Origin of the sequence: Paractinoplanes maris, from assembly GCF_023544465.1 — a bacterium.
Lineage (GTDB): Bacteria > Actinomycetota > Actinomycetes > Mycobacteriales > Micromonosporaceae > Actinoplanes > Actinoplanes maris.
On sequence record NZ_JALPVL010000003.1, the window covers coordinates 35,944 to 49,054 of the forward strand.

The 13,111-nt window shown below is 72.6% G+C and carries 12 protein-coding genes and 2 riboswitches; of the genes, 2 read left to right on the forward strand and 10 right to left on the reverse strand.

The features are described 5' to 3' along the window. Nucleotides 1-13: 13 nt before the first annotated feature. The 6 genes from NAG42_RS08950 to NAG42_RS08975 all read right to left on the reverse strand — a co-directional run bounded on the left by NAG42_RS08950 (nucleotide 14) and on the right by NAG42_RS08975 (nucleotide 5,025). Nucleotides 14-1,066 carry an MSMEG_0568 family radical SAM protein gene (locus NAG42_RS08950; protein ID WP_250029382.1) on the reverse strand — a complete coding sequence of 351 codons (1,053 nt, stop codon included), beginning with the start codon at nucleotides 1,064-1,066 and terminating at the stop codon, nucleotides 14-16. Between the two features lies 1 nt (nucleotide 1,067). Next, entirely contained in the window at nucleotides 1,068-1,580 is a 513-nt protein-coding gene (locus tag NAG42_RS08955; protein WP_250029383.1) for an MSMEG_0572/Sll0783 family nitrogen starvation response protein, read from the reverse strand. 43 nt (nucleotides 1,581-1,623) lie between these two features. Continuing rightward, nucleotides 1,624-2,445 carry an amidohydrolase family protein gene (locus NAG42_RS08960; protein WP_250029384.1) on the reverse strand — a complete coding sequence of 274 codons (822 nt, stop codon included), beginning with the start codon at nucleotides 2,443-2,445 and terminating at the stop codon, nucleotides 1,624-1,626. Next, nucleotides 2,442-3,737: an MSMEG_0569 family flavin-dependent oxidoreductase gene (locus NAG42_RS08965; RefSeq protein ID WP_250029385.1), complete on the reverse strand. Its 1,296-nt coding sequence runs from the start codon at nucleotides 3,735-3,737 to the stop codon at nucleotides 2,442-2,444. The genes NAG42_RS08960 and NAG42_RS08965 overlap by 4 nt, the downstream gene beginning before the upstream one ends. Beyond that, nucleotides 3,734-4,012, reverse strand: coding sequence for an MSMEG_0570 family nitrogen starvation response protein (locus NAG42_RS08970; protein ID WP_250029386.1), 279 nt, complete (start codon nucleotides 4,010-4,012; stop codon nucleotides 3,734-3,736). Before NAG42_RS08970 ends, NAG42_RS08965 begins: the two co-directional genes overlap by 4 nt. Before the next feature lie 116 nt (nucleotides 4,013-4,128). Then, nucleotides 4,129-5,025, reverse strand: coding sequence for a hypothetical protein (locus tag NAG42_RS08975; protein WP_250029387.1), 897 nt, complete (start codon nucleotides 5,023-5,025; stop codon nucleotides 4,129-4,131). Between the two features lie 64 nt (nucleotides 5,026-5,089). On the opposite strand from NAG42_RS08975, the gene NAG42_RS08980 reads away from it, so the two are divergent. After that, nucleotides 5,090-6,754 (forward strand): tetratricopeptide repeat protein, encoded by a 1,665-nt coding sequence (locus tag NAG42_RS08980; RefSeq protein WP_250029388.1) that lies wholly within the window; start codon nucleotides 5,090-5,092, stop codon nucleotides 6,752-6,754. Here the strand turns inward: NAG42_RS08980 and NAG42_RS08985 are convergent, their stop codons facing one another. Together NAG42_RS08985 and NAG42_RS08990 are read right to left on the reverse strand one after the other, a co-directional pair. Continuing rightward, complete coding sequence (locus NAG42_RS08985; protein WP_250029389.1) at nucleotides 6,755-7,462, reverse strand: anti-sigma factor family protein; 708 nt, start codon at nucleotides 7,460-7,462, stop codon at nucleotides 6,755-6,757. Continuing rightward, nucleotides 7,459-8,424, reverse strand: a complete 966-nt coding sequence (locus NAG42_RS08990; protein ID WP_250029390.1) for a DUF1996 domain-containing protein — start codon at nucleotides 8,422-8,424, stop codon at nucleotides 7,459-7,461. The genes NAG42_RS08985 and NAG42_RS08990 overlap by 4 nt, the downstream gene beginning before the upstream one ends. 457 nt (nucleotides 8,425-8,881) lie before the next feature. Here NAG42_RS08990 and NAG42_RS08995 point away from each other — a divergent pair, with 457 nt between their 5' ends. Continuing rightward, complete coding sequence (locus NAG42_RS08995) at nucleotides 8,882-10,117, forward strand: tetratricopeptide repeat protein (protein WP_250029391.1); 1,236 nt, start codon at nucleotides 8,882-8,884, stop codon at nucleotides 10,115-10,117. 252 nt (nucleotides 10,118-10,369) lie between these two features. On the opposite strand, the gene NAG42_RS09000 is transcribed toward NAG42_RS08995, so the two are convergent. Next, nucleotides 10,370-11,458, reverse strand: a complete 1,089-nt coding sequence (locus tag NAG42_RS09000) for a lysylphosphatidylglycerol synthase transmembrane domain-containing protein (RefSeq protein ID WP_250029392.1) — start codon at nucleotides 11,456-11,458, stop codon at nucleotides 10,370-10,372. 68 nt (nucleotides 11,459-11,526) lie between these two features. Continuing rightward, entirely contained in the window at nucleotides 11,527-12,855 is a 1,329-nt protein-coding gene (locus NAG42_RS09005) for an L-serine ammonia-lyase (protein WP_250029393.1), read from the reverse strand. A gap of 23 nt (nucleotides 12,856-12,878) precedes the next feature. Next, nucleotides 12,879-12,976, reverse strand: a riboswitch (glycine riboswitch). After that, a riboswitch (glycine riboswitch) is annotated at nucleotides 12,977-13,069 on the reverse strand. It lies immediately after the preceding riboswitch. Nucleotides 13,070-13,111: the final 42 nt, after the last annotated feature.

Consider the following 13,111-nt stretch of genomic DNA (forward strand, 5'->3'; position numbering starts at 1 on the left):
TGCGCGCGTTCGCTCATCCGCCGGCCGCCTGGAGTACGCCGCACGCTCCGCAGGCGGCGCAGCCGGCCTTCTGGTCGCCGCCGAGCATTCCGGCCTCGCGCAGCAACGCGGCGACCCGGGCCGACACGTCCCGCACCAGCGACGGGGCCGGACCGGCGACGCCGTCGCGGCGGGCGAGCGTGCCCGCCATCGGCCGGAACGGCACGACGAACGGGTAGACCCCGCGGGCGATCAACCGGCGGCACCCCTCGACCAGCTCGTCCGGGTCCTCGCCGAGCCCGATCAGCAGGTAGGTCGAGACCTGGTTGCGGCCGAACACCTCGACCGCGCGGTCCCACGCCGCCTCGTACTCGGCCATCGGGACCGATCCCTTGCCGGGCATCCACGTCCGGCGGATCTCGTCGTCGAGCGCCTCCGCGTGGATGCCGATCGACACCGCGCCGGCGTCGCGCAGTTCCTGGATGACGGTGAGGTCGCCGGGCGGCTCGATCTGCACCTGGATCGGCAGACCGGGCGTCCGCCGCAGCACCGCGCGCACCGAGCGCACCAGATTTCGCGCGCCCCGATCCGGGCCGGCCGTCGTCCCGGTCGTCATGACCATCTGGCGCACCCCGTCGAGTCGTACGGCCGCCTCGGCCACCTCGGCCAGTTGCGCCGGCGTCTTGGCGGCCACCGTCGCCCCGGCGCGAAGCGACTCCTCGATCGTGCAGAAGCGGCAGCGCTCCTCTTCGGCGTACCGGATGCACGTCTGCACGACCGTGGTCGCCAGCACGTCCTGGCCGTGCAGACGCGCGATCTGCTCGTACGGAACGCCGTCGGCTGTGGACAAGTCGTAGAACTTCGGCCGGTGCACGACCGACAACGACAGCCCGGTGTCCGACTCGCCCAGCCACAGCTTGTTGTCCCGGACCTCATAGGGACTCTGCGGGTTGATCGGCAGAGCGGCGTTGCCACCGTCGATCACCAGGTGGCCGTCGTCGCTGGGACCGGCCCCCGCCGGGCGGCGCACGGGAGTGGGCACCCGCACGCCGCGCACGGCGAGATCCGATCGGACGTCGATACTCATGTCAGAGCTGGTAGGTGGAGTTGATGATCGCGCCCTTGCGGGCGTAGTGGATCAGCGCGTCCTGCACGTCGAGCGGGTGGGTCGGGATGACCCCCTCGATCAGGTCCTCCTCGCGGGCGCCGTGCAGCGAGAGCCCGAAGCGGCAGCAGTACACCTTGCCGCCCTCGGCCATGAACGTCTTCAGCGAGTTGTTGATGTTGTGCTCGCCGGGGAACGCGCTGGTGCCGGTGGTCGGGAAGCCCCGGGTGGCCAGGCAGTTGAGCGAGCCCGGCCCGTAGAAGTAGATGGCCGCCTCGAATCCCTTGCGCAGAGCCCGGGTGGCCTGCAGGACGGCGACGAAGCTGACCGACGACTCGTGGGCGATGCCGTGCACGAGCGTGAAGTAGCTCTGCCCCTCCTCGGCCTTGTAGTCGGGGAAGACCTTGGTGCCGCCGTAGATGCTGGAACCCTCGGACAGGGCGGGGTGCGGGATCTCGTTGAGGCTCTTCTGCTCGAGGTCGGTCAGGTCGGTCATCGTGGCTCCTTGAGAAGGGGGAATCGGTGAGCAGGGGGCAACTTCAGCCGTACAGGCGGTCGAAATTGGTCGTGAAGACGGCTTCGCCGAGCTCGCGCCCGGCGGCCGCGGCTTGGAGGCGGGCCAGTTCGCCGGCGTGGTCGCCCCACGGCTCGTCGCTGGCGAACAGGACACGGTCGGCGCCGAGGCCCCGATGGTCGATCTCCTGGGCCAGCCAGCGCGGGGCGAAGCCGATCGCCCACGACAGGTCGGTGTAGACCTGCTTGCCGGCGGCGATCCAGTCGAAGAAGCGGCCGCCGATCAGCTTGATGTGGCCGCTCATCCCGCCGCCGAAGTGCACCAGGTGGATCTTCACGTCGTCGCCGTGCCGGTCGACCAGCCGGCCGACCTGGTCGATGTCGGAGGCGGCGCCGGGTGAGGTGTGCACGTGGACCACGAGGTCGTGCTCGCGGGCGGCGGCGAAGATCGGGTCGAGGCCGGGGTCATCGATGCTGCCGCCCAGCAGGAAACTGATCTTGAGGGCCCGTACGCCGGGCTCGGCCACGTTCTTCAAGGCGGCCGCCGTTCTCTCCCGGTCGGATTCGCGCGCGGAGACCCACAGGCCGCAGCGGATGCGGTCGTCGCGCTGGGCCGCTTCGAGAACGAGGTCGTTGAAGCCGAAGGCCACGTCGGGATCGGGGACGCCGTAGTTGGGCAGGATGAGGGCGCGTTCGGTGCCTTCCCGGTCGAGGTCCTTGATCAGGTCGTCGATCGTGGCCCGCGCGGTCACGTCCGGGCTGACCGGCGGCCCGCCATAGAACGGAAAGGCCGGCAGAACCCCCAGATGCCGATGAGCATCACTGGTCCTGGTCCTGGTCCTGGTCATGCGGCCCACTCAAGGTCGGGGTAGGTCTCCGTGGGGGTGCCGGCGAGCCAGCTCACGCCCTCGGTCACCTGGCGGCGGCGGGCCCGGCTGAGCTGCCCGGCCAGGTGCTCGGCGTCGCGGGCCACGCCGGCGAAGCGGCCCGAACCCCAGGTGTGCTGCCACGGCAGGCCGAGGAAGTAGAGCCCGGGACAGCTGGTGACCCCGCGGTCGTGCGTCGGATAGCCCCGGCCGTCGAAGACCGGCACCTCGATCCACCGGTGATCGCGGTGGAACCCGGTCGCCCAGACGACGGCCGCCACGTCCCGCAGCGGAAGATCACGCGGCACGCCGGGCGTCCACACCGGCTCGTACCGCTTCTCCGCCGGCGCCTCGAGGCCCCTGCGCTCGAGGTACGCGTCGATGGCGTCCTTGATGCCCTCGGCGACAGCATCCGCGTTGTCCAGGTTCTTCGCCAGGTCGTCACCGAACGTCGCGGTCGCCCCATCGACGGTGCGCAACCGGCCGTACAACTGCATACCCTGCGTCGCGAACAGCCGCAGGTCGATGTCCCGCCCGCCGCCGCGCCCGGTCATGTAGTGGTTGGCCCGCAGCCGCACCTCGTCCGCGTCCCCGAACTCGTGCACGCTCTTGTCGTAGTGACCCATCTCCTCGAGCCAGGCCAGCGTGTCCCGTCCGCGATAGCGCCGGGCGGCCCGCGGCGCACTGCCGACCGCGAGATGCACCCGCCGCCCGGCCAGGTGCAGGTCCTCGGCGATCTGGCAGCCCGACTGCCCGGTCCCGACGACCAGCACGTCACCGTCCGGCAGCTGCCCGGCGTGGCGATACTGCGACGAGTGCACCTGCACGACGTGCTGCGGGAACTTCTCGGCCAGCCGCGGCATCGCCGGCCGGTGATAGCCGCCGGTCGCGATCACCACCTGGTCGGCGGTCACCGGGCCATCGCTGGTGAGCAGATCGAAAGCGTTCCCGGTACGGCGGAGCCGGCTCACCTCCACTCCCTCGCGCAGCGGCGGGTCGAACCCGGCCGCGTACTTCTCCAGGAACGTCACCACCTCGGCGCCGGCCATGAAGCCGTCCGGGTCGTCGCCGCTGTAGGCGTAGCCCGGGAGCCGGCACTGCCAGTTCGGCGTGACCAGGCAGAACGAGTCCCACCGCCGGTCGCGCCACTCGTGCCCGACCCGGTCCCGCTCGAAGACCACGTGGTCGGTACCACTCTGCCGCAGGTGCCAGCTCATGCTCAGCCCGGCCTGCCCACCGCCGATGACCGCGACACCGACGTGCTGCTTGCTCACGGCTCGATCCCTTCGACCAGGACGTCACCGGCCGGCTGGGTGGCCGCTCGGGCCTCCACCGAGGCGAGGCTCCGAGCCGCGTTGCCGCACGGGAACCCGTACGCCCGGCGCACCCGCTCGCTCGCCTCGGTCAGCGCGGTCCGGCTGGTCGCGACGAAGTCGCCGACCGCCATCCGCTGCCCCGCCGAGAAGAAGTCCTCGACCACGGTCGAGGGTGAGTAGATCCGTTGCGCTCCGCCGTCCGGCCAGCGCACCAACACATACCGTTCCGGCATCGCGAACCCCTCCACCGGCCCGTCCGCCCAGGTAGAGCGGCTGGTGATGGCTCTCAGTCAAGGAACCGCGGGTTTCGCCGCAGTTTCCCCCGGAACAATCCGCCGTTAGAAAGAGCTCACCGGCGAGGGCGGATGTCGGCTCTGTTTCCGGCGCGCTGCCACCACCGGCTTGGACGGCTGATCACCGACGCCCTAGCGTGGGGCGAATGTCCCCCCACCTGCCCGACCCGGCCGGCGCCGGCTCCCTCGACGAGCTGGTCGAGCGGCTGCGCCTGCTCAAGATCTGGGGCGGCGATCCGTCGTACGAGATCATCAAGCACCGGGTCGACGAGAGCCGGCCGGCGAGTGAGCACGCGCGGCGCTCGACCATCGCCAACGCCTTCCAGCCCGGGCGGCGGCGGATGAACACCGACCTGGTCCTGGCCGTGGTGCGGGCGCTGCACCCCGACGAGGGGTATGTGGACCAGTGGCGCCAGGCCCTGCGGGTCGTCGCCGGCGAGATCGAGGCCGTGTCGCAGGTGCGGGTCCACGGGAGCCTGCCGCCCGACGTGGCCGGGTTCACCGGGCGCGTCGGTGAGCTGGACCGGCTGCTGCTCGCCGCCCGCGCCGGGGCCCACGTGGTGATCTCGGCGATCGAGGGGATGGCCGGTGTCGGCAAGACCCAGCTCGCCGTGCACGCCGCGCACCGGCTGCACGAGCTCGATCCGTTCGACCGGGTGTTGTTCGTCAACCTGCGCGGGTTCCACCCCGACGACGCCCAGCCACCGGCCGACCCCACGGCCGTCCTCGACGGGTTCCTGCGCCTGCTCGACGTGCCCGGCAACCGCATCCCGCACGGGCTCGACGCGCTGACCGCCGCCTACCACCATCAGCTGGCCGACCGGCGGGTCCTGGTCGTGCTCGACAACGCCGCCACCGCCGAGCAGGTCCGGCCGCTGCTGCCGAGCTCGCCCGGCAGCCTGGCCCTGGTCACCAGCCGTCGGCGCCTGACGGGTCTGCCCGCGGTGACCCACCTGCCGGTCGACGTGTTCACCGCCGAGGAGGCGGTGAGCTTCCTGGCCGCGGCCGTCCCCCGGGGTGCCGCTCGGCTCCGACCCCCGGGCGGCGGCGGTGATCGCCGAGCGCTGCGGCCGGCTGCCCCTGGCCCTGAGCCTGATCGCCGGGCACATCGCCCACACCCCGGGCTGGACGCTGACCGACCACGCCGACCGGCTCGACGAGCGCCACCGCGATCGGCGGCTCGACTCCGGCGTGGAGGTCGCCCTCGACCTGTCCTACCGGCATCTGCGCCCGGGGCCGCAACGTGCTCTCCGTCTGGCCGCGCTCCACCCCGGGCAGGACTTCGACCCGTACGCCGTGGCCGCGCTGACCGACGCCGACCTGACCACAGCCCGGGCCTGGCTGGACGACCTGCGCACCAACCACCTGCTCCAGGACTCCGCGCCCGGCCGGCACACGCTGCACGACCTGGTCCGGGACTACGCGGCGGGCCGGGCGGAGGATCAGGACCGGCCCACCGAGCGGCGCGCGGCGCTGACCCGCCTGTTCGACCACTGTGTGGCCACGGCCGCGGCCGCCATGGACGCCCTGCACCCGGTCGAGGACACCGAGCTGCGCGCCCGCATCCCGGCGCCCGCCACGCCCACCCCCGACCTCACCGATCCGGCGGCCGCGCTCACCTGGCTCGACACCGAACGACCGACCCTGGTCGCCGTGGCCGCCCACACCGCCACCCACGGCTGGCCGGAGCACACCTCGTTGCTCGCCCGCACCCTGGCCCGCTACCTCGGAGGCGGCCACCACAACGACGCCCTGATCGTGAACACCCACGCCTACCGGGCCACCCGTCGCAGCGAGGACATCGCGGGCCAGGCGCACGCCCTGAGCGGCATCGGCGTCGCGCACCTGCGCCAGGCCCGGGCCGACGACGCGGCCGGCTACTTCCGGCAGGCCCTGGCCCTGTTCCGCCAGGTCGGTGACCCGGCCGGGCAGTCCCGCGTGCTGTTCAACCTCGGTCTGCTCGAGGAACGGTCGGGCCGCTACCCGGCGGCGATCGACTACAAGCAGCAGGCCCTGGCGCTCGACCGGGCGGCCGGCAACCGGGTCGGTGAGGCCATCGACCTGGTCGGGCTGGCCTCGCTGCTGGAACTGGCGGGGCGGATCACCGACGCCGCCGAGGCCTACCAGGAGGCGCTGGTCGTGTCGCGGGCGGCCGGTGACCGGCGCAGCGAGGGCTACGCGCTGAACGGGCTGGGTGAGATCGACGTGCACGCGGGCCGATACCACGAAGCGGCCGGCCACCTGGAGCAGGCGTTGTCGCTGTACCGGCAGGAGGGAAACCGCAGCGCCGAGGCGGGTGCGCTGGAAAGCCTCGGCGTGCTGCACGTCCGGCTCGGCGAGGTCGACCGGGCCGTCGGCCACTACCAGGAGTCGCTGGCCATCTTCCGCGAGATCGGCAACCAGGACAACGAGGCCTGGCTGCTCAACAGCCTGGGCGAGGCCGCCCGCCCGGACCGGACCCACCACGCGGCCGCCCTGGCCATCGCCGAAGCCGTCGGCAACCGCCGTCAGCAGGCGCGGGCGCACACCGGGCTGGGACACGCGCACCACGACGCGGGCGAGCCGGCCGCGGCTCGCGAGCACTACGAGCAGGCGCTGGTCCTCTACACCGACCTCGGTGTTCCCGAGGCCGACGAGGTCCGGGGCTTCCTGGACGCCCTGCCGTCACAGGCCGCGATCTGATCAGATGTCGACGCTGGCGAACTGCTTGCCCGAGGTGTTGACCACCCGGACCGAGCGGACGTCATCGGGGGCGATCAGCGCGCTGCCGTTCAGCGTGGTGCCGCCGACCTCGCCCGCCGGGGAGACCAGCCAGCTGCCGGCCTGCGCCACGTAACCGTCCCGGGCGACCACCTCGAGGACGCAGCGTTCCCCGGCCGGGATGCCGGAGACCGCGGCGTTGACCCGCACCCAGCCGGCCGCGGGAGCCACCGCGACGGTCATCCGGGCGCCGGTGCCGGCATCGACGGTGGTGGCCGTGCGCGTGCCGGGGACGGTCGTGGGCTCGGTGGACGCGGTCACGGTGGGCTGAGCGAGCTGGTTGTCCGGGGCGGTGCTGCGCCCGGCCAGGATGCCGCCGCCGATGGCCGCGGCGACCAGCACCGCCGCGGCGGCCGAGACCAATCCCGTACGGCGGCGACGGTGCGAGCCCGACTCGGTGCGGACCTGGCGCAGAGTGCGCTGCAGCAACAGGTCACCGCCGTCGGGCGGGCCCTCGAGCAGCATCGGCTCGGGGATGGCGACCAGGGCGTCGCTCCACTCGCGCAGGGAGTCGACCTCCGTACGGCAGTCGGCGCAGCCGGAAAGGTGATCGTCGACCGCCTGGCGCTGCTCGGGAGTCAGCGTGTCGAGGAGGTAGCCGGCGATGTCGGCGTGCTCGGGCGTGGTCATGGGGCGGTCCGTCCCGTCGCGGTGTCGTCGCACGCCTGCCCCTGGTTGAGGCAGTTCACGACGCGGACCATCCGCGCCTCGGGCATCAGGTTGACCAGGAACCCGTGGTCGGTGGCGGGGTCGTGATCCTGGTCGTCGAAGGCGTCGATCAGGTAGCGGGTGCCGTGCGGGACGGCGTAGGTCATCGTGATCTGCAGGCGCGGGATCGCGAAGGTGCCGACCGGGCAGCCGCCCCCGGTGATCGGGAAGACGACGTGCTCCCGGTGCTTCGCGCTGTCCAGCTGGCGGCCGTCCCAGCAGCTCGGGAAGTCGAAGATCCGCACGACGGCGGCACCGTCGTCGCAGATCGGGTACTTCATGGTCTGCCTCTCGAGCGTGTTGGAGCAGGTCCAGCGGGCGCGGGCCTGAGCGCCGCCGTTGGTGTGAGCGTAGGCGTCACCGACGGTCACCCGCAGCAGTCGCGGCATCGGAAGCACCGGACCACGCGGATTGCCGTAGTACTTCATGGTCACCGAGGCGGGCACCTGGGGCGAGCCACCGTGTTCATTGTGCCCCGGCTCCGCAAGGCGCAGCACGGCCCAGAAATAGGTCGAGGCGTCGCCGTTGGAGCAGGTGGTCGGCTGACCGGCCAGGTCGGCCACGGTCGAGAGGTCCCGCACCCCGAGGTTGCCGACGTAGTCGTGCAGGTGGTGCGGCGGCCCCGGCTTGCCCGGGGTGACCACGATGTTGGCAGTGTTGCGGTGGCCCCGCTCGTTGCGGCCGCAGTTCCAGGCGTACGACCCGGTGGACGCCCCCGCGACCGGCGCGGCCGCCGACGGCACGGCCTCGGCGCCGGCCATCGTCGTGTAGTAAGGACCCCACGAGTTCCCGGCGAAGTGGACAGCGACCGCCGCGACCAGCACGAGCGCGGTCAGCAACGCTTCGAGAGCGACCACGAACCGCTTCGCCGAAGCCATCGACATACCTCGACGATACCCAGCCCGGGCGTCTGCGTGTGGCCATCACCCGACAGCACCGATGGTCGGGCTCATCCGTATGCGCCGTGGCCATCAGGGCGATGAAGGTGCCATTCCGTCTCATGGGGACACGGAACCATCAACGGCGGCCGACGGGAAGGCCCTGTGGACAGACGCCATCGGCCCGGTTGGACTGTGGATAACTTCGATCGCCCGAGGGCGGAAATCGCTAACGTCGCGGCCATGCATCCCGACCCCACGAACAGGGAATATCCGTCACCCGATCGATGGACAGCGGTGAGCCGGCCGGCCGGCCGTCGTGCGGATGCGGCCTGCATCACGCCGGCGACGATCATCCTCGATGGCTCGCGGACCTGCGAAAGCTTGCTCGAGCCACTCCCCCACGCGGCGATCCGCGGCCGACCGGGCGGGCGGTGGGCCCCGTCCCGGCCGCTGTAGACCCATGACGTACGCGCATCCCGCCCCGCCCGAGGAGGTTGCCGTCATGGGGGCGCCCGAGTCCGTCCCGGCCACCGAGCCACCCGCCGTCCGTCCACCGCCGACCCTGCCTTCGCCGCGCGCCGGGGACGATCCGCCGCAGGACGCCGCCGAGCCGGCCGGACCTCCGGACCGGACCACTGGCGCCGCCGTTACTGCCTCCGGTCGCCTGCCAGCCGACAGCATCACCCCGGCCGACGGCATCGCATCACCCGGCAACCCCGCGTCGCCCAGCGGGATCGTCTCGACCGGCGACATTGCGTTGTCCGGCGGCATCGCATCGCCCGGCGGCGTCGTCTCGACCGGCGGCGTCGCGTCGCTCGGGGCTCGGTTGCGCAGCTCTCAAGGCGGGGCGCCGGCTGGGGAGCCGACGACCGGCGTGCCGAGACAGCGGGAGCAGGCCGCGCCGCCCGACGACCTTGGCGCTGCCCTGGAGGCGCTCGGTGACCGGAATCCAGCGGCCGCGCAGCTGCTGTGCCTCTGTTCGGTGCTGCACCGCGCCCCGGTGCCGGTCGACGTTTTCACGCGGTCGCTCGACCGGTTGCCCCGGCCGCTCGGCGGGGTGGCCCGGATCCAGTTCAACGGGCTGGTCGCGGCTCTGGTCGAGCGCGGGCTGGCGCAGCGCAACGCCGGTGGGTTGCGGGTGCCCGACCCGGTGCGCGAGGCGGTCCGTGACGATCTGGGCGAGGCGGCGGGAGCGGTCTGCCGGGCGTACGCGGGTGCTCTGGTCGCCGCGGCCGTTCCCGAGGACGTGTCCGAGCCGTCGGTGTGGCCACGCTGGGCCGCACTCGCGCCGCACCTGATCGCGTCGGGCGCGGCCCGCAGTCACGACGCCGCGCTCCGGGCGGCGGCCTGCCAACTGGTGGTGAGCCTGTTGCACCGGGGCAAGGCCCGCCCGGCCCGCACGATCGCCACCGAGCTGCACCGGGGCTGGCGCGAGGTGCTCGGCCCCGACCACCCGGACACGCTGCGCTGCGCCCACGAGCTGGCCCGGTCCCTGGTCGCCGCCGGCGCCCTGATGCCCGCCCGCAAGCTGCTCGACGACACGGTCGACCGACTGGTCGCCGGTCTGGGCAGCGGACATCCGCAAACCCGGCTCGCCGCCGAGACCCGCCGCGGTGTGCTGCTCCGCATGGGCGGCATGCCCCGCCCCGACGGCGCCCGCGCCAAGGCCGCCCACCGCCGCCGAAAACAGTCGTGAAACACCGCATCCGGGCCACCGCCGAGCGGCTACCAAACCAGGCGGCACGGGCGGTCGGCGCAAATGCCGAGCGCAAGCAAGCCGGGGGTCAACGCGAGCTGAGGCAGCGACACGAGCTGAGGCAGCGACACGAGCTGAGGCAGCGACACGAGCGACCGGCAACCCGAGCCAGCCGCCAACCCGAGCCCACCCGGCAACCCGAGCGACCCGCCAACCCGAGCTGACCCCGGCAACGTGAGCTGAGCAGGCAGATCAGCCCGGCGGGACCGGACGGAGCGGCTCGGGGGTGATTTCGCGGCGCAGCCAGAGGGCGGCGGCGCCGCCGGCCGGGAGGAGGAGCCAGCAGGAGATGAGGCGATAGACGACTACCGCGGCGGCGGCGGTCGCGGTGGTAGCGCCGGCGGCGGTCAGGCCGGCCACCAGGGCGGTGTCGATGACGCCGACGCCGCCCGGGGTCAGCGGGACCTGGCGGACGATCTGCACGCCCAGATAGATGCCGGCCAGGGTGGTGATGCCGACCGGCAGACCCAGGGCCCGGCAGGTCGCGACCAGGCAGAGGAGGTCGGTGAGCCAGTTGACGGCGTAGTAGAGGACGCCGACGACCCATTCCCGGGCGCGCAGCGAGGCGCCGGCGTGCCAGGCCTCGCGGGCCGATGCGAGCGTGCGGCGCAGGAAGGCGACCACCCGGTTGTCGGGTTCGGACCGGGCCGGGCCGGGATCGGCGGTGGGGCGGCGCATCAGCCGGCGGCCGGCCAGCACGGCGGCGGTCGTCAGGGCGGCCAGACCGGCGATCACGGCCAGCGGCTCCGGGCCGGCCAGCAGGTGCGGGTCGCGGGTCAGCACGACCGCGCCGCCGGCCACGTAGAGCAGGGCGAGGCCGCCGATCGAGGCCAGGCCGGAGACGATCATCGAGGCGGCGGCGATCTCCTTGGAGGCACCGGCGCGCAGGTACTGCTTGCCCGCGTAGCCGGCCGAGACCGCGGAGCCGACCGGCATGGAGATGGAGATCGCGGTGCGGGACAGGGTCACCGCCATGGTGAAGCGCAGGCCGAGCCGGACGCCGAACGCCCGGAGGATCTGCCGCTGCTGCCAGGCGAACGCGGCCAGCGAGACCACCTGCAACGTCACCGCGAGCGCGAGCCACCAGAAGCCGGCCCCGGCCAGCGCCCGCAGGAACTCGCGCGGATCGGGGAAGCGGCCGTGCAGCCCGAACACCGCCAGCCCCACCGCCGCCACCAGCACGATCGGCAGCCGCAACCGCGCCCACCAGCCCGACCGCCCAGCGGTCAGGCCCCTGGGCTGCTGCTCGGTGGGCCGCAGGTCGGACGAGATACGGGGCACGCGGTGATCCTGGCAAACGGAATCAACCCGGAGCCACACACTGTGATGTTCACGTCACGAACAACCGGTCAGCATTCGATGACGTTGACGGCCAGGCCGCCGCGCGCGGTCTCCTTGTACTTGACCTTCATGTCGGCGCCGGTCTCCTTCATGGTCTTGATGACCTTGTCGAGGGAGACGTGGTGGCGGCCGTCGCCGCGCAGGGCCATCCGGGCCGCGGTGACCGCCTTGACCGCGGCCATGCCGTTGCGCTCGATGCACGGGATCTGCACCAGCCCGCCCACCGGGTCGCAAGTCAGCCCCAGGTTGTGCTCCATGCCGATCTCGGCTGCGTTCTCGACCTGCTCGGGTGTCCCGCCCATCACCTCGGCCAGGCCGGCCGCCGCCATGGCGCAGGCCGAGCCGACCTCGCCCTGGCAGCCCACCTCGGCGCCCGAGATCGAGGCGTTCTCCTTGAACAGCAGTCCGATCGCGCCGGCCGCCAGCAGGAAGCGGACCACACCTTCGTCGTCCGCGCCGGGCACGAACTCCGTGTAATAGTGCAGCACCGCCGGGATGATCCCGGCCGCGCCGTTCGTGGGTGCGGTGACGACCCGGCCCCCGGCCGCGTTCTCCTCGTTGACGGCCATCGCGTAGGCGGTGAGCCACTCCATCGAGTGCTCCAGCGGTTTCCCGGCCGCCCGCAGCTGCCGGGCCGTGGCCGCCGCCCGCCGCCGCACCTTGAGACCGCCGGGCAGCACCCCTTCGGCGTCGAGCCCCGCCGCCACGCACTCCCGCATGACCCGCCAGATCTGGAGCAGACCCGACCGTACGGAATCGGGGGAACGCCAGGCGGTCTCGTTCTCCAGCATCAGGCGCGAGATCGACAACCCGGTCGACGAGGTGAGCGCCAGCAGCTCACCGCCACTGGCGAACGGGTGGGTCAGCTCGACGCCGGCCGGGCGCGGGACCCCACCCTCCGAGATGACGAATCCGCCACCGACCGAGAAGTAAGTCTTCCGCAGGAGCTCGTCGCCGGTCGCCGACAAGGCGGTGAAGGTCATGCCGTTGGGGTGCCCGGGCAGCGTCCGGCGGCGGTGGAGCACGACGTCGACCTCGACCTCCGCCCCGCACGGCAGCGTCAGCCGGCCACGGCTGTGGATGTGGGCGGCCCGGGCGTCGGCTCCCGCGACGTCGACGGTCTCGGGGTCCGAGCCTTCGAGCCCGAGCAGCACCGCCTTGGGCGTCCCGTGTCCGTGCCCGGTAGCGCCGAGCGAGCCGAACAACTCGGCCCGCACCGAGACCGCGCGGTCGTCGAGCTGGCGGGCGAACATGCGGGCGGCACGCATCGGGCCGACCGTGTGCGAGCTGGACGGGCCGATGCCCACCGAGAACAGGTCGAAAACGGACACAGCCATGCGGAAGCTCCTTAGTAAGGTCGCTCCCCCGCTCTGTCATGGGGCCTGAGAGCTTCACCGCCGGTCGGGCAGCTTGCACCTTGGGCGCGGGCCCGCGGGAGGCCCGTCTTTCCAGAGTTGCCTGACCATCGCGGTACGGGTGCCTGAGAGATTCTGAGGGAGAAGTTGCTCCTTCGGCGCCCCGCCGGGACGGGAGCTCTCCCGCGGCGGTCAAGTGGCTGTGCAGTTGTGTACGCAACGTAACGACGCCCGGGTG